21 protein-coding genes and 4 pseudogenes are annotated in these 19776 nt (G+C 68.4%); 14 read left to right on the top strand and 11 right to left on the bottom strand.

The genetic code is table 11. The features are described 5' to 3' along the window. Positions 1-32 precede the first annotated feature (32 nt). Positions 33-288 (top strand): annotated as a pseudogene (locus IE207_RS31290) (IS701 family transposase); the annotation flags it as partial. Between the two features lie 346 nt (positions 289-634). Next, positions 635-754: pseudogene (locus tag IE207_RS33600) on the top strand (pyridoxamine 5'-phosphate oxidase family protein); the annotation flags it as partial. Positions 755-913: 159 nt separating this feature from the next. Here the strand turns inward: IE207_RS33600 and IE207_RS34260 are convergent. Genes IE207_RS34260 through IE207_RS31275 form a run of 3 tightly spaced genes read right to left on the bottom strand, consistent with a single transcriptional unit; the run spans position 914 to position 1687 of the window. Then, positions 914-1069: a hypothetical protein gene (locus IE207_RS34260; protein ID WP_373304801.1), complete on the bottom strand. Its 156-nt coding sequence runs from the start codon at positions 1067-1069 to the stop codon at positions 914-916. A gap of 46 nt (positions 1070-1115) precedes the next feature. Continuing rightward, positions 1116-1340 carry a YncE family protein gene (locus IE207_RS31280; RefSeq protein ID WP_190187718.1) on the bottom strand — a complete coding sequence of 75 codons (225 nt, stop codon included), beginning with the start codon at positions 1338-1340 and terminating at the stop codon, positions 1116-1118. Further along, positions 1337-1687, bottom strand: coding sequence for a YncE family protein (locus IE207_RS31275; protein WP_190187717.1), 351 nt, complete (start codon positions 1685-1687; stop codon positions 1337-1339). The genes IE207_RS31280 and IE207_RS31275 overlap by 4 nt, the downstream gene beginning before the upstream one ends. Positions 1688-2059: 372 nt before the next feature. On the opposite strand from IE207_RS31275, the gene IE207_RS31270 reads away from it, so the two are divergent. Further along, a complete protein-coding gene (locus IE207_RS31270) occupies positions 2060-2521 on the top strand; it encodes a hypothetical protein (protein ID WP_190187716.1) in 462 nt (153 codons plus the stop codon). A gap of 444 nt (positions 2522-2965) precedes the next feature. Further along, positions 2966-4189, top strand: a complete 1224-nt coding sequence (locus IE207_RS31265; RefSeq protein ID WP_190187715.1) for an oxygenase MpaB family protein — start codon at positions 2966-2968, stop codon at positions 4187-4189. 162 nt (positions 4190-4351) lie between these two features. Here the strand turns inward: IE207_RS31265 and IE207_RS31260 are convergent, their stop codons facing one another. Continuing rightward, on the bottom strand, positions 4352-5026 hold the full coding sequence (locus tag IE207_RS31260) for an ATP-dependent DNA ligase (RefSeq protein WP_229874190.1): 675 nt from the start codon (positions 5024-5026) through the stop codon (positions 4352-4354). Between the two features lie 102 nt (positions 5027-5128). After that, a complete protein-coding gene (locus tag IE207_RS31255) occupies positions 5129-5284 on the bottom strand; it encodes a hypothetical protein (protein ID WP_190187714.1) in 156 nt (51 codons plus the stop codon). A 9-nt stretch (positions 5285-5293) separates the two neighbouring features. Between IE207_RS31255 and IE207_RS31250 the strand changes: the two genes are divergently transcribed. Further along, on the top strand, positions 5294-5545 hold the full coding sequence (locus IE207_RS31250; protein WP_190187713.1) for a transposase: 252 nt from the start codon (positions 5294-5296) through the stop codon (positions 5543-5545). A gap of 175 nt (positions 5546-5720) precedes the next feature. Here IE207_RS31250 and IE207_RS31245 read toward each other — a convergent pair whose 3' ends face one another. Beyond that, positions 5721-6053: a putative type II toxin-antitoxin system PemK/MazF family toxin gene (locus tag IE207_RS31245; protein WP_190187712.1), complete on the bottom strand. Its 333-nt coding sequence runs from the start codon at positions 6051-6053 to the stop codon at positions 5721-5723. Positions 6054-6356: 303 nt separating this feature from the next. After that, on the bottom strand, positions 6357-6890 hold the full coding sequence (locus tag IE207_RS31240) for a GNAT family N-acetyltransferase (protein ID WP_190187711.1): 534 nt from the start codon (positions 6888-6890) through the stop codon (positions 6357-6359). Between the two features lie 147 nt (positions 6891-7037). Between IE207_RS31240 and IE207_RS34365 the strand changes: the two are divergent. The 3 genes and pseudogenes from IE207_RS34365 to IE207_RS31225 form a co-directional block, all read left to right on the top strand. Next, positions 7038-7198: pseudogene (locus tag IE207_RS34365) on the top strand (IS701 family transposase); the annotation flags it as partial. Between the two features lie 172 nt (positions 7199-7370). Continuing rightward, positions 7371-8072, top strand: a pseudogene (locus tag IE207_RS34255) (transposase); the annotation flags it as partial. Positions 8073-8462: 390 nt separating this feature from the next. Beyond that, the gene (locus IE207_RS31225; protein ID WP_190187709.1) at positions 8463-8993 is read left to right on the top strand and encodes a hypothetical protein; all 531 of its coding nucleotides are present in this window, start codon (positions 8463-8465) and stop codon (positions 8991-8993) included. A 122-nt stretch (positions 8994-9115) separates the two neighbouring features. Here IE207_RS31225 and IE207_RS31220 read toward each other — a convergent pair whose 3' ends face one another. Beyond that, positions 9116-9637, bottom strand: a complete 522-nt coding sequence (locus IE207_RS31220; protein WP_229874197.1) for a nucleotidyltransferase domain-containing protein — start codon at positions 9635-9637, stop codon at positions 9116-9118. Between the two features lie 990 nt (positions 9638-10627). On the opposite strand from IE207_RS31220, the gene IE207_RS34395 reads away from it, so the two are divergent. Continuing rightward, on the top strand, positions 10628-10981 hold the full coding sequence (locus tag IE207_RS34395) for a DUF8825 domain-containing protein (protein ID WP_506004952.1): 354 nt from the start codon (positions 10628-10630) through the stop codon (positions 10979-10981). Positions 10982-11094: 113 nt separating this feature from the next. Next, on the top strand, positions 11095-12129 hold the full coding sequence (locus IE207_RS31215; RefSeq protein WP_190187707.1) for a magnesium transporter CorA family protein: 1035 nt from the start codon (positions 11095-11097) through the stop codon (positions 12127-12129). Between the two features lie 111 nt (positions 12130-12240). Here IE207_RS31215 and IE207_RS31210 read toward each other — a convergent pair whose 3' ends face one another. The 3 genes from IE207_RS31210 to IE207_RS31200 all read right to left on the bottom strand — a co-directional run bounded on the left by IE207_RS31210 (position 12241) and on the right by IE207_RS31200 (position 15401). Further along, positions 12241-12774, bottom strand: coding sequence for a GNAT family N-acetyltransferase (locus IE207_RS31210; protein ID WP_190187706.1), 534 nt, complete (start codon positions 12772-12774; stop codon positions 12241-12243). 97 nt (positions 12775-12871) lie between these two features. Beyond that, a complete protein-coding gene (locus IE207_RS31205; RefSeq protein ID WP_190187705.1) occupies positions 12872-14137 on the bottom strand; it encodes a hypothetical protein in 1266 nt (421 codons plus the stop codon). A gap of 355 nt (positions 14138-14492) precedes the next feature. Continuing rightward, positions 14493-15401, bottom strand: a complete 909-nt coding sequence (locus IE207_RS31200; protein ID WP_190187704.1) for a LysR family transcriptional regulator — start codon at positions 15399-15401, stop codon at positions 14493-14495. A 259-nt stretch (positions 15402-15660) separates the two neighbouring features. Here IE207_RS31200 and IE207_RS31195 point away from each other — a divergent pair, with 259 nt between their 5' ends. The 4 genes from IE207_RS31195 (at position 15661) to IE207_RS31180 (ending at position 19756) form a co-directional block, all read left to right on the top strand. Continuing rightward, the gene (locus IE207_RS31195; RefSeq protein ID WP_190187703.1) at positions 15661-16452 is read left to right on the top strand and encodes a gamma-glutamyl-gamma-aminobutyrate hydrolase family protein; all 792 of its coding nucleotides are present in this window, start codon (positions 15661-15663) and stop codon (positions 16450-16452) included. Positions 16453-16483: 31 nt separating this feature from the next. Beyond that, complete coding sequence (locus tag IE207_RS31190; RefSeq protein ID WP_190187702.1) at positions 16484-17215, top strand: FadR/GntR family transcriptional regulator; 732 nt, start codon at positions 16484-16486, stop codon at positions 17213-17215. Next, a complete protein-coding gene (locus IE207_RS31185) occupies positions 17212-18651 on the top strand; it encodes an amino acid permease (RefSeq protein ID WP_190187701.1) in 1440 nt (479 codons plus the stop codon). The genes IE207_RS31190 and IE207_RS31185 overlap by 4 nt, the downstream gene beginning before the upstream one ends. 82 nt (positions 18652-18733) lie before the next feature. Next, positions 18734-19756, top strand: coding sequence for an asparaginase (locus IE207_RS31180; protein ID WP_190187700.1), 1023 nt, complete (start codon positions 18734-18736; stop codon positions 19754-19756). Positions 19757-19776: the final 20 nt, after the last annotated feature.

Below are 19776 nucleotides of genomic sequence, written 5' to 3'. Positions count from 1 at the left end.
GACTGGTGGCCAGGCTGCTCGTTGGGCTGGTTATGGGTGGGGACCGGGTTGATGTCAGGTCGCTGGGCGGCGAGTCTGGGCGAGTTGCACGAGCGTTTCGTGCATCGGATTTCCAGGTCCGAGCCGCGGGAGTCGGCTCTTGCCTATATGCGCGGGCTGATAGCCCCGCTGGAGCGGAAGGACGGGTGGACGCTTGCCGAGGAGGCAGGTCACACAGCTCCCGACCGGATGCACCGGCTGTTGAACCGATGCGACTGGGAAGCCGACGAGGTCCTCGACGACGTCCGCGGGCGAACTCCTGGTCGGCAGGGCATGAAAGTGGGGCCTCCCGTATAGCTCGTGGGTGGCGAATCCCCTCGAGCGACAGGAGGCCCCTGGTGCCGCAGTTTTCCGTCTCCGTGACATTGCCGTGCGGCTCCCTGTCCCAGTCGTGGGATTGCCTGGCTCACCGGTTCTGGGACGCCGGGGGGGGCCGGCCGCACAGGCATCCGAGGTACCCCTCGGACATGACCGACGCGGAGTGGGTAGTCGTTCGTGCGCGATGCGAGCCCCGGCCCGCCTGGAGAGCGGTGCCTACGAACTCCCCCGCATGGGACCGCCTCTACACCTTCTTCCGACGCTGGCGGGACAAGACTTCGGCTGGGATCCGCGCAACGAAGAGACCCCTACCCGTATCTGGCCGCAGACTGTGCGTGCTTGGCGCTCAGTATCGGAGCTGCGTGGCAGGGTCGTGATGCGTGACGGGGCGTGGTTGGGGGAGCAGTCGCACGCGGTCGGGATGGCCGCGAGACCGGCCCGGCCGGATGCGGGACACGCGGACCTTCTCCAGCACTGGTTCGGACTGTGGCAAGTCCCCGAGCTGTCCAGCTCTGATCACGATGCATACGGCTTCCGTCCCTGCTCGACGACCAGGTCAAGCATGCCCGGGGCCACATGAGCAACTGGAATGCCCTTCGCGACTGCCGGTAGATAATGGCGATGGTCCATCACACCGGCTGACGGCATGACCGTTGGGCCCGGCGCCCACCTCGATGGTGTCCGTGACGCCATGGGTACGGGTGCCGATCACCGGCACGCTGTTCGAGCCGACATTCGTCACGTAGACGTGGCACCCGTCAGGGCTGGCGCCAATGCCGGCGGGTTGCACTCCGACCGGGATGCGGGCCGTGACCGTCTACGGCGGTCTCGATCACCGACAGGTCGTCCGAGGCCGCGTTGGCGACGTAGAGGCGGGTGCCGTCCGGCAGTACGGCAAGGCCCAGGGGCGAGTCCCCCACATCGACGGTGCGCGTGACCTCGCGTGTGCGGGTGCTGATCACCGAGACGTCGTCCGACCTCACGTTGGCCACGTATCGTGCCGTCCGTCCAGTGAGATCCTGACCCTGCTGGGCTCCTCCCCCACGGCGATGGTGTCGACGACCATCCTGGTACGGGCCTCGATCACCGACACGGTGTCCGTCAGGGAGTTCGTGACGTATACGTGCGAGCCGTCGGGAGTCACAGCCACGCTGTCGGGCCTGTCGCCCACTCGAACGCTGTCCACCACCGCGTCGGTACGGATGTCGATCACCGAAAGCGTGTCGGAGTGGAGGTTCGTGACATACACGAAGGCCCCCGGCCGTGCGGAGGGCTTTGGTGCCCGCCCCGCGACGGCCCCGGGTGCACTCGCCATCGCCGCGAGTGCCACTGGTAGCGCATAGCCCGGCAGTTCCACCGCGGCGGCCGAGCAGCGCCAGGGCCAGGGTCAGGGCCAGGACTGCAGCGTGCGGCCGAGGCGCCGCACGCCTCGGGGGGCCGTGCGCAGCCCACCTCAGCTTTCACGTGCCGGGCCGGTAGGAGCACCGCGGTTCCCGGCGGCGGGGCATGCGCCGCCGGTCTCCGGTGGCTATCGGTGTGCGGACAGGTGGAACGGCATCGCCAGGTCGAGGAACTCAATCGCATGAGCCACCCGGCTGAACCGGTCTCAAACCTCCGTACCTCAAGCTTGCTTACCACCTGGGATCGAAGTATCCCTTGGTGGCGATTCACCCCAAAGCAACCTCAAGATAGTGGAGTTTCCATGAGGCTCAAGCGTAAGTGTGCCGTCATCGGGGCCACCGTAGCGAGCGCAGTCATCATGTGCGCCGGCGGTGCCTCCGCGCAGGAGAGCGACGGCCTGCTGGGTGCCGTCGCCAACGTCCTCAACGGCCCGGCCCTGTTCAACATCTGCCAGACGGCACACGGGAACGCGACATGCGACCAAAGGGCATCTCAGACCTCCTCCTCGACCTCGCCCGCGCCGACCCAACGGGTCGTGGTCACCGAGAACGGCCAAGTCCCGCCCGGTTCGGCCCTCGGGCCGATCGTCCAGTGCCCGACGGGAACGGAGCCCGTTTCCGGAGGCGCGGACCCCTCGAACGACCAGGTCTCCCGGATCTCCCGCTCCCATCCCTCGGGAAACGGCTGGTTCACGGTCGTGGCCAACGAGGGCCAGTTCCCCATCGACGTGACGTACTACGCCATCTGTGAAACATCGGCCTGACCAACGGCCTGCCGGCACCCGTCGACTCTTTCACGCCACTCTCCAGTTCACGCATGCGGTCCTGCTGCGCGAGCAGCGCCGGTTCTCCTCCACGGGCGACATCGGCCTGGCGCCCGTTCGTTCTCCTGGGCCGCCCTTCGCTCCGGCCGTGAACACCTGCGCCTTCTGCTCGCAGTCGTGGTGTACCTGCCAGAGGCGGGACGCCGTGGACCGCGACCCGGCAGGAGGTGTACGCGCCAACGACCAGATCAGCCCGGACACCCTGACCGGGGATCCGCCGCCTCCAACCGCTCCAAGGCCGACAAGGACCCGGCCGAGTGGCTGGTGCACAGGTGATTACTCGCGAGGCTCCTCGGGCAGTCCCTATGGCCTCGCTCAGCCATCCGGGTGATCCCGAAGATGATCAATGGAGATGTCGAAAGCCGACCGTGCACTATGGCGCACATGACCCGATTCGTGACCAGGCGTACCACTCTTGCCGCATTGGCCGCTGGTGTGGCCGCCGCCGGCCTGCCCGCCTCCGCTGCCGCCCAGGCGAAGCACGGCAGCAGTCCCGCTGCGGCTCCCGAGACCACATGGGTGCTGCCAACTGATCAGGCGGCACTGGAGGGTGACCCCGAAGCCGATGCGGTCATCGACCAGCTGGTGCGCGCGGACCAGATGACGGTGGCCAACCAGGTCTTCCACGTCTGGACCCGCAACGATCAGCCGGTTCCCGCCGCGGCGCCGCCGGTGCTGCGCGACTTCCTGCAGCGCAACGTCGTGCTGAGCGTGGAGGAGCAGGCGGCCGTCGACCGGGTGGCGCACGGTGAGACGATCAAGCTCCTCCAGAGCAACATGGAAGCCCTCACGGTGACCGAGGCGTTCGGCGGCCTCTTCGCCGCGCTGGCCGACCCGTTGCTGGCCAAATCGGTGTGGTACGCGAAGTACGACCTCGTGATGGACATCGGCCGGCGCTTCTCCCGCACGATGAACACCCTGTGGGACATGACCGGTCACAACGGCTGGGACCCGTCCGGCAACGCGCCGGTCACCCTGGTCAAGCTGCGGCTCGTGCACGCCGCGGCCCGCCACATGGGCCTGGCTCACGGGTGGGACCGCGTGCGCAACGGCATGCCGATCAGCCAGCGCCTGGAAGTCGAGGAGCTCATGTATGTGGGCGCCTACAACGTTCAGCTGGCAGCCAAGTACGGCTTCCACCCCACGAGGCGGCAGATCGACGAGCTGATGACCATGGTGCGGGTCGGCGGCCGGCTGCTGGGCATCGAGGACAAATACAACCCGCAGACCATCGAGCAGGCCAACCAGGTCCTCACCGACGCCGCAGCCAACCACCGGGCCTCGTCCGACGAAGGCATCAAGCTGGCCCACAACATGCTGGACTGGATGGACCGGAAGATCTTCCCCGGCGCCGGCGCCATCGGCGCGTCCATGGTGCGGATGATGGACACGCACGTCGCCGACGTGCTGGAGATCCGCACCAACCCGCCCCTCGACGCCTCCATCGCCACACTCGCCCCGTACCTGTACCGCCCCGCATACGAGGTCCAGCAGAAGTTCCCGCTTCTCGCCCAGACCCACGCACAAATGTTCAAGATCGCGTCACAGATGGTCGCCTGGTACGCCGTCGACTTCCGCGACTACGACCTCCAAATGCCCACCGGCTGACCCAAGCCCCGGGAGGGACTACCCGCTTCGGCGAGTCGAACCCCACTCCACAGGGTCCGCGGCCGGCTTGTATGGATCGACCAGGCCACATGATCTCGCTGCAGTTGGATTCACTCGTTCCGACGGTGTCGTGGCGGCCGAGAACGAGGAGCTGGGGGCGGGTCAGAGTCCCGGTGATCGCGCCCACGATGGCTTCGGTGGTGTCGCGCCGTTTGATCTTGGTTCAGCCCCGGTATCCGGGGAGGTAACTGCGGTCAGGGGCTTGCACACGATGCTTTCGACACCGGAGACGTCGGTCCAAAACTCCAGCCACTCGCGGGCCTTGGCCAGGTGAGTGGTCATCGGGACGAGCGTCCAGGGAGCCGTCAGGGCGCGATCGGTGAACAGGTCTTCCAGGCGGGTGCGGTGCTCGGCATAGGGCTGATTGAGGAGTTCCTGGCCGCCCTGCTGGAGGACGTCGAAGGGGACGAAGCAGGCCGGCCACCGCACGGCAAGAGCAGCGGCGCCCAGAGCGCGGGCGACGGCCCGCCGCTGCAACGCCCCGAACGACAACCGGCCCTCTTCGGCGTTCCAGACGACCAGCTCACCATCCAGGACCAGGTCGGCGGGGAGCTGCGCCTCGGCGGCGGCCACCAGGTCCGGCCACCGGTCCTGCACCAACGACCCCCGCCGGGTCTGCACCACGACCGCCCCGCCTGGACCGGCGCCGGTGAACAGCAGCGCCCGGTGACCGTCCAGCCTCTGCTCATACGCCACCCCCGCCCGCAGCGCGGCCGGGCCCGGAACGGCCTCGACGGCCTGCGCGAGCATCGGCTCCACCGGCGGCCCGAGCACCATCACGGGCCTCCCTCGCACCCTCCACTTCCAGGGTCAGCCGAACCCGTCGGGACGTCCTGCCACCTCATTGCCCAGGCGATGCTTTGAGAGGCCCAGGCAGGATCAGAACCTGGTGGAGAGGTGGAGGTCGGCGTCGCTCAGGCCCTTGGCGCCGCCGGACATGTCGATGTCGTCGTTGAGGCCGAGCGCCATGATCAGGTCCGCGTCGAGCTTTGCGCCGGGCGCGAGGTCCACAGCCACGTCGAGGGCAGCGTCCATGGTGACGCCGTGGTGACACCACCACACCGCAAATTCAAGAAGAACCCACCGGACTGGTATGAGGAGATCTACGAGAGCCAGCGCAAGGCGCACTCTTCACGCAGGATCCGGGTCGAGCACGGCATCGCACACCTCAAGAACTGGCGTGCACTCGCTCGCCACCACGGCCGACGCGAACACCTGGGCGACACGATCCAAGCCATCGCCGGACTGCTTTCACACCAGCAGACCGCCACCCGAAGCGCCCATCAGCGACAGTGACCACCGGGCCGACTTGCACCTTTCGACGCTTCACCGCCAACCATGCACGAGCTCGTTAGTACTCCAGCCGTAGATCGTGATCTCGATGGTGAGGGGCGCGAAGGAACCAGCTGGCCAGCGTCGATCATCTGGACGAGACCGCCCACGCCATCGGGGGCGTCGGTTCCTTCTCCGCCTACCCGAGGCCGCCGAGACGGAGGGCGTCCCTTATCTCGCCGAGCTTCGCGGAGGACAGGACGCCCGCCCGCTCGGTCAGGTCGTCCCGGGACACGGTGGTCAGCCACGTGCAAGGGGTAATGCCTGGACGCGGGATCGCGAACCGCAGCACGCCTTCAAAGGGCAGTCCTTCCATGGCGCCAACTCGCACTTCGACACCCAGACCGCTGATGTCGACGCCCGCCGGAGCGACGACCTGCATCGCCTGGATCCCGGACGCGTCCTCTACCGACAGCAGTACAACCAGCCGCCGCTCGTCGAACTCGACCCACCAGACTTCGCCACGTTGCACATGTCCTCCTGACACAGGACGGCAGGCGAACGCTGCGCGACCCTGACGCGCTGTGGAGACGGGTGCGGCCACCGTTGATCATCGGTGTGTGAAGACAAATGATCTGGCTGTGGCCGCAGGTCACAGCGTAGACCATGCCCGCTGGCAGGAGGCATTCGAGGGCCTGATGGGCCGGATCGCAGGCCGGTTCGCGCGGGTCGAACCCCGGTGCCGGGTCGGGTAGTTGGTACTCGGCCTGCTGTCGGACCTGCCGCCCAAGAACTGGGCTCGTCAACCGGGGACGGCACTCACCGGAGCCATCGATCACATGGGGAGCGAGAGCAGGCGGACCTCACCAGTGGGCCAACTCGCATCGTCGCGCAGTGGCGTCCACATGGTCCGCAGGGGCATGACCACGGGTCCTTCGGGTTGTTCGACGTGGACGTCCTGCTCAAGCGTTCGCCAGCCGAGTCGCTGGTAGAGCGCGACGAGGGGCGGCCGGCAGAAGAGGAGTCCGTGCTGTGGCCCCATCGTCCGCGCGTGGTCCACGGCCGCCGATACGACCAACCGGGCAAGTCCGTGCCCGCGCATGTCAGGCGCAACAGCCACCCCGCCGACGCCCACCACCTGTGTGCCGACCCCGCCGATCGATATGGGTAGCCGCAGCAGACCGGCGTGTGCCACGAGGCGGCCCTTCTGCCTGATACCGAAATGATCTTCCTTGGGCAGCCACGTCAATCCGGCGTCTGCGACGCCGAACGGATCGGCACTGTCGCCGAGGATTTCGATCTGCTCGGTCTTCGTGTACTCCGTCAGTCGCACCGCGGTTGGCAGTGCGGAAGAGAGGCTGTCTGTCATCCCGCCATGATCCTGTTCGTGCCGGATTCTGGGCAACTGAAGTACTCAAGGTGGCCAACAGAGGTGCTGGATCACGCCGGCGGGGCCGCTGCGGGAACGGGCACGGCCACCGTTGATCATCGGTGTGTGAATACTGAAGATCATGCGGTGGCCGCAGGTCACAGCGTAGACCCTGCCCGCTGGCAGGAGGCATTCAAGGGTCTGATGGGCCGGATCGCAGGCCGTTCGCGCGGGTCGAACCACGGCGCCGGGTCCGGCAGTTGGTGCTCGGGCTCCTGTCGGACCTGCCGGAAAGCCGCAAGCCCTGCGGGTGCGCCTTCGAGATCACCGAGCCGTCACTGGCGCTGGTGAGGTTTACGTCCACATCTCGCCACTCACCGGTGGCGTCCTTGAAACGGATCGGCCCTGCCGCGAACTCCGAGGTCAGCGAGCCGTCCTTGTTCGCCCACGTCGTGGACGACTCCGTCCGCTCGGACAGGGCCTCCACCCGCTTGCCCGACAGTCGGGCCGCGACGCGAGCGGACGCAATGTCCGCCGCGACCGTTGCCGCACGATCCGCGGCCTTGGCCGCAGCCTCCGGCTGCGGCGCGGCCATCGCCACATCAGCGCCCTGAAGCGTTGACACCGACATCACGAGAGCCAACCCAGCAGCCGTCAAACCGAGTCGGCCTGACGTACTGGACATCGAACGAGCACGCCTTAGTGGCACGCCCGAACTGCTACGAAACTGCACAATCCCCCCAGGGATCTTTTAAACGCTCGACGATCACCGAGCGCTTGCGAAACAGCCGCAAGCGCCATCTCGTCGTGGACACCAAAGGGCTGCCGTTGTTCGTCATGGTCACCCCGGCCGACATGACCGACCGCGACGCGGCCAAGGAAGTCCTGTTCCGCCTGCGGCTCATGCACCCCGAGATCACGATCGTGTGGGCCGACTCCGCGTACGCCGGCCAGCTCGTGACCTGGGCAAAAAAGTACCTCGACCTGACGATCAAGACGGTGAGCCGGCTCAAGAACGCGGTCGGCTTCGTCGTCCTGCCCCGCCGCTGGGTCGTTGAGAGATCGCCGGCCTGGGTCATGCACGCCCGCAGACACGCCCGCGACTACGAACGTCTGGTCCAGCACTCCGAAACCCTGATCACCTGGGCCGCGATCACGCTGATGACCAGGCGGATCACCCGCCGACAGTCTAGCCGAGCCGGTCAACCGGCCCCGCGTGAACATACCCGGGACTGACCGGTTCCCCGCCACCAACCGCCCCCACCCGCCTGGCCAGCAACGGCCAGACGGCCGCCCACTTCGATTCCGTCATGTCCGACGGATACCAGCGCACCCGATCGGGATGATCAGCCGCGTTGCCGTACACATGCGCGAGACAATCGCAACGGGCGGCAGGCGAGTTGAAGCGGACGGGCGCGGGCGCGTACAACAATGACAACGGGGCCTGAGCTACCAGGAGGCCCTGCCTCCATGCACCTACCGCCGGAAAGTTCACTCGATCAAGACCCCGTTCGCCCCGGACGTTCCACGGTCGGTCGAGACGGCTTCTGACAACAACCCAAGGGGTTTGAAATGGCTGTTCCATGGGAGCTCTTGATATCCACCGCGGGTGCTGTCACCGCCACCATCGTGGGCGTCGTTGCAGGAGGGGTCGTCGGGCGGCACAGCGAGAATCGAAAGTGGCTTCAGGAGACACAGACGTCCGCCTACGAGAGGTTCCTGCAGGCCTTCGGCGCGGTCGAGATGGAGCTGCGTGAGGCGTTCCTCGAACGGCGCAGACCTGCAGTCGCATGGGGGCCGTTCAATGCCGCGATCCAGTCGCTGAGCTTGGTGGCGAATCCCGAGGCGGCCGCAGCAGCTCTGCAGCTCTGCGATGTCATCGAGGATTTCAGCATTCTCTTCCACGATCGTCAGCCAGCGGATCTTGAGGAGCTCCGACCGATCCACGCCGCCTTGGACCAGGGGCACTTGAAGTTCGTCAATGCGGCCCGACGCTCACTCCATCCCTCGCAGGAACGTCTCGACCAGACACTCGGCGGCCCGTCGCCCTGGCGTGGCGTCGCCTTCGTGGACCAAGGCGACGGCGCCGGCGAGGCTGAATAGCCGAGTGAGTCTCTTCACCGGTGCTGCTCCAGGGTGAGGGCGGCCATGCTCACCGCCGGAGATCACTCAACCAGGACCCCTGTTCGACCTGCACGTTCCAAGATCGGTTGAGAGACGGATTCTCACCCCAACGGGAACCGCTGTTCGGGCAGGAGCTCCACGCCGAACCGTTCATGCAGGGCCGCCATGTCCCGGCGGTCCTCGTCATCGAGCTCGTACCCCGAGTGGCACACCACCTGGCCCTGCGCGGTCAGGCACCGCACCGGCTCGCCCTGAAGATTCCCGGTCCCACCGAACCACGCGGCCTCGTACACCCAGACCTCGCCGTTCTCCATCGTGTAGTCGCCGTTGCCCTCTCCGTCGAACACCACGGGATGGACGTCAACGCTCCTTCCCTCCTGATCACGCAGGACGAAGCACGAGGAAAGACGACCCTCCACAACGGAGAACCCCAAACCGCGCAAGGCCTGGACGGCGGCCTCAGCCTGGTCGACCCGGACGATCAGATCGACGTCCTTGTGCGGACGAGTCTGCTGGCCAAGGAGCGCGTCAACCCCCCACCCGCCGTCCCCGAGCCACACCTGAACACTCTGCGCCTCCAGACCCCTGATCACAGCCAACGCGTTCGAAGCATCCATCATCATCACGCCAGTATCGTCATAAAGGCGTCGTGACCCACTGGATTTACCTGGTCACGCTCTACCCAAGCTGCCGGAGCCGGCTACTGGTCACCACGACTTCCTGTCATGTATTGCTCAGGATCAGGTACTCAGCTTCGGCGCGAGCTCACGCAGCCAGGTGTTCACAGCCAACGACTTGCCCCGGCCCGCCTGCCCATAGATACAGATCATCGCTCGATCGCGACACGGATGTTCTCCCGGACCATGAGCAGCGCACGCGTGGAGACCCCCTGGACGCCCGGCAGGCGCATGAAGTGGTCCTCCCGCTCACGAGGCAGCCCCGTCCCTGCCGCTCGGCAGACACCATCGCTCAACGCTCCCCGCTGTCGTCACGTACATCAGCCGTTCCCGGCGCTCCGCCGTCGGCTGCCTGCCCGGCATCCGTCTGCAGGCCGGCCGCGCGGCGAGGGCGGACAACCGGACGGGCCCCAGGAAGCCTGGGGCCGGGGAGGGATCAAGTCCGGGAGCGCCCGGGCCGCCGGATCCGCGCCCCTGGACCGGGCGATTCCCGCCTCGGCTTGAGAGGAGGTGACCGTGCGCCGCGGGCCGGGCGCGGCAGCCGTGGTCGTGGCGCGTGTAGCGGGTCTTGCGCAGCTTCTCCGCCGCCTTCAGCTCAGCTTTCAGCGCGCGGGCCTTCTTCTCCCTGACCGAACTGAGCGCACGGCGCTGCTCCAGCGTCGCGGCCTCCGCGAGATAGGCGCTGCCCAGATGCCGGCCCCGCGCCCCGCGACGAAACCCCGGCCCGAAGCCAAGGCCCGGCCGAGCGCCCGCACCCCACACCGGCCCGTGCCGCCCGCCCCCGGGACGGAGGCCGGGACCCGGGAGATGGCACGGCCGTGCCGGGCGGCGCGCGGCGTCACCAGCCCCGCGGCTGCCGGCTTGTGCCGGCAGACCTACGGGCACTGACAGGCAGAGGACTCGCGCACGAGAGCACCGTCCCGTTTCCCCGATGACCTGCTCGCCCTGCAAGAAGCGTGGCTGCGTACATACGCTGATCTCGCCCAAGGCCCGGCCGCCTCCGGTTCCACCGTTCTACGGCGCCGGCTGATCGCCCTGTCCGGACGCCTGTGCACCCACCCGCACTGGACGGCCCCCGCCGGATGGCGGGCCGGAGAGGTGTGGAGCTGCGCCGCGCTGCAGCTTCCTCCAGTCCCATCGCGGCGCCGGCTGCGGCGGGACGGGAGACGGCACGTGCAGCGGCATGAGCTGTGGGGGATACCGGGCGAAGTGGGGGAACCGAGTGACTTCACGCGCGTATCCGCGAGCCGGGCCGCCAGGACCGCTGCCCATTGTGGCATCGAGCGGTAGCGTGCCGGTTGCAGGTGGGCCTGAGCCGATGGGCTTCCTGCGGAATCCGGCTGGGCAACACGGGGGATGGTGGCCCGCTTTCCGCGCAGTACCGTCATTTGGCGTGAGGGGCGATGATCGTATCAGTGGTGTCGATGCCGGAAGGTGTCGTCACGCGGGCAGAGTTGTCCGAGATCAGTGAGCGTCTTGCGGCACCCGGCTTCGTGATCGTGGACATCGACCGGGGAGAAGATTCTCCGACTGACGAGCAATCACTCGCCCGCGTGCTCGGGCTGGATGACGCGGTGTGGGAATGGCTCGGCAGACGGAATGAACCCGTGCGGGCCGAGTACCACGCAGGAATGGCCGGAGGCGTCGTACCGGTAGTCGACGGCAGCCACATCAAGAACGTCCACGTCTTCGCCAGTGAATCGCATCTCATCACGATCCACCACGGCCCTGTGGGACTCATCGAGTCCTTCATCGGACGGTTGCCGGAGGACAGGCCTTCCAACGGATGGACGGCTGTTTTCCTCTTCCTGCACGGGATGCTGGAGGTCTTCCGCAGGGCCACCGCTCAATCGCTCCTGGAGGTCGGGGAGGTCGAGGAGGCGATGTTCGAGGAACGGGTGTCGCAGCCCGTCCATCGACTGGCCCACCTGCGACGTCGCGCCGCCCAGCTGCACCGGGCGTTCCTTCCCTACTCCGCAATCGCTCAGGAGCTGCTTACCCACCGCAGGATGGCGGACCCGAATATTCCGGAGGAACGGCAAGCGCTCAACCGCATGCACGAACGTACCGTGCGGCTGGTGATGATGGAGATCGATTCGCTGCGGGACGAGACCAGGCGAGCAGCCGACACTTACGCCTCTCTCGTAGCCGAACAGCAGAACCTCGTGATCAACAAGCTTGCGATCGCCTCGGTCATCTTCTTGCCCCTGTCATTCCTGACAGGGTTCTTCGGCATGAACTTCAGCTACCTCAGCAACCACTTGTCAAGCGAGAAGACATTCTTGTGGCTGGGCATCGGCATGCAAGTGGTTGCCCTGGTCGGGGCTGTGTATGTCGTGATGTACCGGACGCACTGGCGCCAGCTCCGGGACGCCCCGTCCCGCGATGCCGCAGGCGGGCCGCCACAGGCGGAGCTCGGTTTCGAAAGCTCAACGTGATCACGCCTCTTCCACGAGCACCGTTCGCGAACGGGGCGAGCCGCGGGGACGCACGCCGTTGGCCCGGTCGCTGATGAAGGCCGGAACGCCTGTCGCGTGCTGTAGGGCCGCTCACATCTTTGCGGTAATGCGGTACAGCACACACTGGCGAAGCGGCCCTGGGGGCACGCTCGGGTCCTCGAAGTCGTCAGCTCCGTCCCTGGTCATGCCGATCCGGCGCATGACTGCCTGGGAACGAGCGTTGTCGGTGGTCGTGGACGCAACGATCTCTGGCAGTCCCAGGACCTCGAAGCCGAAGGCCAGGCAGGCCAGGGCGGCCTCGGTGGCGTAACCGTGCCCCCATGCCGAGCGGATCAACCGCCAGCCGATGTCCACTCCCGTGAAGGGCATGTCCTCGTGGACCGCGTCCAGGCCGGCACGGCCGATGAACTGGCCGGTCTGCCGTACCTCCAGCGCCCACCATCCAAATCCTCGGTGGTCGAACTCGGACTGCATGAGTGCCACCGCGGCATCACTTTGATCCCGTGTCAGCGGCTGCCCCAGGTGTTCTCGAACTTCGGGGTCGGCATTCATCGCCGCCCACGGCTCGAGGTCGGACTCCCGCCACGGGCGGAGGAGGAGCCGGTCGGTACGCAGTTCTGGCATGCGGCCAGCCAACGCGATCCAGAGCAGGGTGTCGAACGGTTTGGCGAGGAGCCGGGCCGGTCCTGCTTGCCCGTTTCACGGCGGCCGTCACGTGGATTTAGGGTCCGGGTGGGGCGGTGGTCTGATCGTCGTTCAGGCGGGCTCGCCACTGGCTGACGTGTTCATCGGGCATGGAGGCCAAGCGGGCGATCTCGGCGTCGCTGCGTCCGTCGGACCAGGCCAGGATCCGTGTCACGGTGCGGTTTCGTCCGGCGCGGAAGTCCTTGAGCAGGTTTTCGAGACGTTCGACTTCCTCGCCTTCGAAGAGGAGCTGCTGGTCGACGCCGGCGCGTTCCTCGGCGCGCAGGTGTCGGAGGTAGGTATGGAGTCCGGTCAGGACCAGCCCGTGTTCGCGCGCCGATTTCTGGAACCTGTCGTTCAGGTCGCTCAGCACGCAGTCGGGGACGTCGGCGAGTGTGGCTCCGGGTGGTTTGGCCGCTTCCCAGGTGCTTTTGCCGGTCTCCGTGGTCTCCAGCCAGGTGCGGGCGTCTGTCGGGGTGCGGTCGCCGGATGCCTGAGCGCGGTAGGCGTACAGGGCGGCGCGGTGGCCGTAGAAGGTGAAGCCGTCCTCGATGTGCCTCTCGGCGGTGTGGCAGGTTCTGCCCGGTACTCCCCCGTAGCCGGTGGCGGGGCGGTAGTCGGCGTAGGCGTCGAGTTCGGCGTCGGCGGCCACGGCCCAGGAAGGGTCGCAGAGCTCCGGGTTGGCGGCAAGGAAGGCGCCGACCTCGACGCGCCAGGCAGGGGTCGGTGTCGTGCGCAGCCTGGGCCAGCGGAGTGTGCCGGAGGGGTCGAGGGTGGGGGTGGTGGCGTGTTCGATGTCGTCCCAGGCGGTGGCGGCCTCGGCTGACCATTCGAGTTCGCCGTCCGGTCCGATGCGGTGGATCGAGTCGACGAGGCGCTGCACGGCGGGGAGTATGCGCTGTGCGAGGTTGTGGAGTTCTTCGGCGGTGAAGAAGCGCCAGGTGCAGCCTTGCTGTTGGTCGTGGGTGAGGTGGCTGAGGAGTTGGACCATGGTTGCGGAGGCGGGGATGGTGCCGTCGCCGAGTGCCCTGCGGGGAAGTCCGGGGAGTTGGCCGGTGAGGTGCTCCCGGGGGGCGCGCCAGTTGGTGTCGCCGAACCAGACGGCGCCCTCGTTGGGGTCGATGGCCAGCCACTGCTGGTATCGCATTCCGGGGCCGTAGCGCTGTTCCTGCTGTTCGGCGTGCTCGTCGTGCCATACGTACTCGGCTGGTGGCGGGTCCAGCTCTGCGGCGATGAAGGAGTCCTCGGGGCGGTAGCCGGTGAGGATGTGGGCCGTTCTTGGCGCGCTGTCGGCTGCGGTCATGAGGGGTTTCCTCTCGGTGGAACGTCAACCGCGGCCAACGTAGTCCGCTCGCCGCAAGGTAGTTCAACTTTCAGCCACTGCGTCCGATAGTCGGACGCAGTGGGAACGCTGGCCTCTCGGAGGGGTCTACGCGCGTGCAAGCAGCGTCAAGTTGGCTGCAATTCACGTGGCCGTCGTAGGCTGTTCACCTCTGGCTGCGGAGTCCGATCGGTCTGCGGGAAGGGGGCCGGGGAGCCGCTGTGCGATCTCATTCCCTCAGTTGGCGCCCCTTCCGTGCCGCGGGCTGCGGGCCGGCGGGGTGGACGCGTGGTGAGGCGGCGGGCCGGCCGCCTATGGCTGCGGGCGCCGTGCGGCGTCAGGAGAGCGCGGCCTGCGCTTGGTCGGCGAGTATCTCCTCGAGGTCCAGGACGGCGCGAGGGGTGTGCCGGGTGTCGATGCGGACGGCATAGATGAAGCGGGTCAGGCGGGGTGCGGCCAGGGGACGGGCGACGATCCCGGGGCTGGCGCGGAGCAGGGCGAGCTGTGGCATGAGGGCCACGCACAGGCCCGCGGCCACGAAGCCGAGCACGGTGTTGAAGTCGTCTCCCTCGTACTGCAGGCGGCCCTGGAAGCCGGGCGTCTGCGCCATCTGGGAGAGCAGTTCCAGGCGCAGTGCGGCCTCCGGGGCGGCGATCCACGTCTCGGAGGCGAGGCTGGCCAGTTCGATCACCTCCCTGTCAGCCAGGCGGTGGTCGGCCGGGACGACGGCCACCACCGGGTCCCGGGCGACCAGGGTCCGGCGCAGCATCCGGGGCACGGGGACGGGGATGAAGTCGTAGTCGTAGCTGAGGGCCAGGTCCATGTCGCCGCGCTTCAACCTGCTGTAGCCGGCTTCGGGTTCGAGTTGGCAGAGGCTCACCTGGACCTGGGGGTAGGTGGCGTGAAGCCGGGCCAGCGCCTGGGGAACGATGCCGGTGGCGGCCGAGGCGAAGGCGCCGAGGCGGATCCGTGCGGCGGTGCCGGCGCGCATGGCGTCAAGTTCGGCCGATGCCGCCGCCAGGGTGCTGCGGACGCCCTGTTCGGCGTCGAGGAGGACTTCGCCAGCCGGCGTGGCGCGCACGGGGCGGCGCTCGAGTACCCGAAGACCGGCGCGGCGTTCGAGTTCGGCGATCTGCTGGGAAACGGCAGGCGGGCTGTAGCCGAGTTCGCGTGCGGCGGCACTGAAGGAGCCGTGTCTCACCACGGCTTCGAGAGTGGCGAGCAGGCGGGGGTCGAGTCCGTGCACGGAGTTAAGGCTCACTTATCTGTCGCGAAGATGTGTTTTCTTGTGATTCACGATGAACGCCAGCAGGATTCTTGCTCGCGGCAAGAAAACGCAAGCCTGTGTTCCCGGGCCGCGCGAACCCCTCTCCCCCGCCCTCACGGCGCCCTCCACCGGTACCGCCCTCGCCTCCGCCGCAGCCTGCCGTGGACAGGGCAGGCTGCGGCGGGCCGTGCGGACGGAACCGTCGACGGGCACCCCTCATGCCCCGAAAGGAAGTGGTATGCCCCAGCCGCCGCTCATCGGACTCACCACCTACCTCGCCAACGCGCAGTGGAGCGAGTGGGACCTTCCCGCCGCGGTGCTGCCCGCGGCGTACACGGACTGCGTACGGGCGGCGGGCGGACGCACCGTGCTGCTGCCGCCGGACGCGCCGGAGGCCGCGGCCGACGTGGTCGAACGGCTGGACGCGATCATCCTGACGGGGGGTGAGGACGTTGATCCCGCACTGTACGGGGCCGTGCCCCATCCGCGTACCGGGCCGCCGGTGCGCGAGCGCGACGGGTGGGAGCGGGCCGTGCTGGCCGCCGGCCTCGCCCGCGACATACCCGTGCTCGGGGTGTGCCGGGGGATGCAGCTGATGAACGTACACGAGGGCGGCACCCTGATCCAGCACCTGCCCGACAGCGTGGGCCACGACGGCCACAACCCCTATCGGGGCCACTTCTGCGCCCACGCCGTGACCACGGTGCCCGGGACACGGGTCGGCGCCCTGCTGCCGGGGACGCACCAGGTCGCCACGCACCATCATCAGGCGGTGGACCGCCTCGGCGCGGGGTTGATCGTCGCCGCCCGTGCGGCGGACGGCACCGTCGAGGCGATCGAGAGCACCCGGTACCGCTTCGCCGTGGGCGTCCAATGGCACCCGGAGATGGGTGTCGACGCGCCGGTCGTGCAGGCCCTGGTGGCTGCCACGGGCTCCGCCGAAGGAACCGGTCCCGCCCGGGCGGCCGGACGGAATGCGCGCGCGGTGCGAAGCGCGCCGAGCCGGATTTTCCCGACACAGGTGTCTTGACACCCCGGGGCGCACCCCGCAGGATCACAGCGTGAACCTGTCAGACAGCCAGACAGGTGGCCCCCTTCCCCGGCGCGTCAGCGCCATGGAAGCGGTCTTCGGCCACCTGCGCAGCGCCATCGAGCGCGGCGAGTACGCCGTAGGCGACAAGCTCCCCTCCGAAGCCGAGTTGTGCCGCACCCTCGAGGTCAGCCGACCCGTACTGCGGGAGGCCCTTCGGGCCCTACAGGCCATGGGGCTGACCGTCTCCAAGAGCGGCAAGGGCACCTTCGTCGTGGCCAACACGGTCGAGGACCCCACCTTCGGCGACTACGCCGCCAGCGACCTGCTGGAAGTGCGCCGGCACGTCGAGATCCCGGTCGCCGGGTACGCCGCGCTGCGCCGCACCCCCGAGGACCTGGACCACCTGGGCCATCTGCTGGACCGGATGGAGCACGAGACCGACACCACCGCGTGGGTGGCGATGGACACCGTCTTCCACCTGGCGGTGGCCGAGGCCTCCCGCAACCCCGTCTTCCGCCGCGTCATCGAGGAGATCCGCGACGCACTGGCGCGTCAGTCGACCTTCCTCAACGAACTGGGCGGCCGGCGCGAGCAGTCCAACTGCGAGCACCGGGCGATCCTGGAGGCGCTGGTCGACGGCAGCGAGCACGACGCGGTGGAAGCCATGTCCCACCACCTGCTACGGGTCGAGACGACCCTCACCGACATCGTGCGCCCCCAGCGCACAACCGCCCTTACGGAAGGCAGACCCGAGGCGTGAGCGAGCAGTTCCTCAAAGACGAGAAGCGCCCCACGACCCGTCACGTCGACGCCGGCGACACCGGCTACAGCAAGTCCTTGAAACCCCGGCACGTCAACATGATCGCCATCGGGGGTGCGATCGGCACCGGGCTCTTCCTCGGCGCGGGCGGACGCCTCGCCGACGCCGGGCCCTCCCTGTTCGTCGCCTACGCCGTCTGCGGGATCTTCGCGTTCCTCGTCGTGCGCGCGCTCGGCGAACTCGTCCTGTACCGGCCGTCCTCCGGCGCCTTCGTCTCCTACGCCCGGGAGTTCCTCGGGGAGAAGGGCGCCTACACCGCGGGCTGGATGTACTTCCTGAACTGGGCGACCACCGGCATCGCCGACATCACCGCCGTCGCCACGTACACCCACTACTGGCACCTGTTCTCCGACGTACCCCAGTGGGTGATCGCCCTCATAGCCCTGGCCGTGGTCCTCACCGTGAACCTCATCTCGGTGCGGATCTTCGGCGAACTGGAGTTCTGGTTCGCCATCGTCAAGGTCAGTGCCCTGGTCGTCTTCATGGGGATCGGCATCTTCCTCCTGGCTACCCGGCACCCCGTCGACGGCGCCGTGCCCGGCCCCGCTCTGATCACCGGTCACGGCGGGGTCTTCCCCAACGGCCTGCTTCCCATGCTGCTGATCATCCAGGGCGTCGTCTTCGCCTACGCCTCCGTCGAACTGGTCGGCGTCACCGCCGGTGAGACCGAGAACCCCGAGCAGATCATGCCCAAGGCGATCAACTCGATCATGTGGCGCGTGGGTCTCTTCTACGTCGGCTCGGTCGTCCTGCTGTCGATGCTGATGCCCTGGAACAGCTACAGCGCCGGCCAGAGCCCGTTCGTGACCGTGCTCTCCCACATCGGCGTCCCCGCGGCCGGCGACGTGATGAACCTGGTCGTCCTCACCGCGGCCATGTCCTCGCTCAACTCCGGCCTCTACTCCACCGGCCGCATCCTGCGCTCGATGGCCGTCAACGGCTCCGCCCCGCGCTTCACCGCCCGGCTCAGCCGCACCCAGGTCCCCTACGGCGGCATCCTCCTGACCAGCGGCACGTGCGTCCTGGGCGTCGGGCTCAACTTCGTGGTCCCCGCGGACGCGTTCGAGATCGTCCTCAACCTCGCTGCGATCGGCATCCTCGCCACCTGGGGCATGATCATGCTCTGCCACCTCCTCTTCTGGCGGAAGACCCGCAGCGGCGAACTCACCCGCCCCTCCTACCGCCTGCCCGGCTCCCCCTGGACCGAACTCGTGACGCTGGCCTTCCTCGCCTCCGTCCTGGTCCTCATGTACGCCGACGGAGGAGCCGCGCGCACCACCGTGCTGTGCGTACCGCTGATCGCCGCGGCGCTGGTCGCCGGCTGGTACGCGGTCCGCGGACGCGTGGCGCGCGCCGCCGCCGGGAGCGACGGCTGAGCCGGACGCCACCCGTCCTCCTGACCGGGGGCGGCGGTCGCCGCCCCCGGTCAGCAGCGACCCACCACAGAACGAGGCAGTGATGCGCAGTAGTTTCCTCGCGGACGCACCCGCGATCCGCGAGCCCCGGCACGCCCCCGTCGCCCACGTCATACGGGGCGGTGTGATCGAGGGAGTCCACTACGGCTCCGTCGTCGTCCTCGACAGCGGGGGCGGCGTCCGGTTGAGCATCGGAGACATCGAAGCCGCCTGCTACCCGCGCTCGGCGCTCAAGCCGGTCCAGGCCGTCGCGATGGTGCGGGCGGGACTGCCGCTCGACGGGGCCCTGCTCTCCCTCGCGATGGGCAGTCACTCGGGCGAGGAGCACCACCTCGCGGGTGTCCGGGTGATCCTGGAGCTGGCCGGCCTCACCGAGGCCGACCTGCGCAACGTCCCCGACCTGCCCTACGCCCCGGCCGTCCGGGACGCCTGGGTGCGTGAGGGCCGTAGGCCGTCCCGGCTCGCCCAGAACTGCTCCGGCAAGCACGCGGCGATGCTGTACCTGTGCAAGCTGTCCGGCTGGCCCCTGGAGACCTACCTCGATGCGGACCACCCGCTCCAGCGGACGATCGCCGAGGTGGTCGAGGAACTCACCGGCCAGCACGTCGCGAACGTCACCGTCGACGGCTGCGGATCCCCGCTGTTCGCGGTGTCCTTGCACGGCCTGGCCCGCGCCGCCGCCCGCATCTCCACGGCGGTGCCGGACACGGCCGAACACCGGGTCGCACGCGCGCTGCGCGCCCATCCGGAGATGGCTTCCGGCACAGGGCGGGAGGCGGCCGGACTGATGCGCGTGGTGCCCGGGCTGCTGGCCAAGGACGGCTTCGAGGGCGTCCAGGTCGCCGCACTCCCCGACGGCCGGGCCATCGCCGTGAAGATCTCCGACGGGGCCGACCGGGCACGTACCGCGGTGACGGCCGCCGCCCTCGCACGTGCGGGAGTCGAGCCCCGGCTGCTCTCCGGATTCGCGGGCGAGCCGGTGACCGGCGGCGGCCGACCCGTCGGGGACGTCCGCCCGGTGGCGGCCCTCGACCCGCCCGGCCCCCCGGCCGCCGCGACCGCCTGACTCCCGCTCTCCCCTGTCCA

The organism is Streptomyces cirratus (assembly GCF_014650775.1).
In the GTDB taxonomy this organism is placed as follows: domain Bacteria; phylum Actinomycetota; class Actinomycetes; order Streptomycetales; family Streptomycetaceae; genus Streptomyces; species Streptomyces cirratus.
Note: the sequence above shows the minus strand (reverse complement) of the source record. Positions and strands in the feature narration are given on the sequence as shown.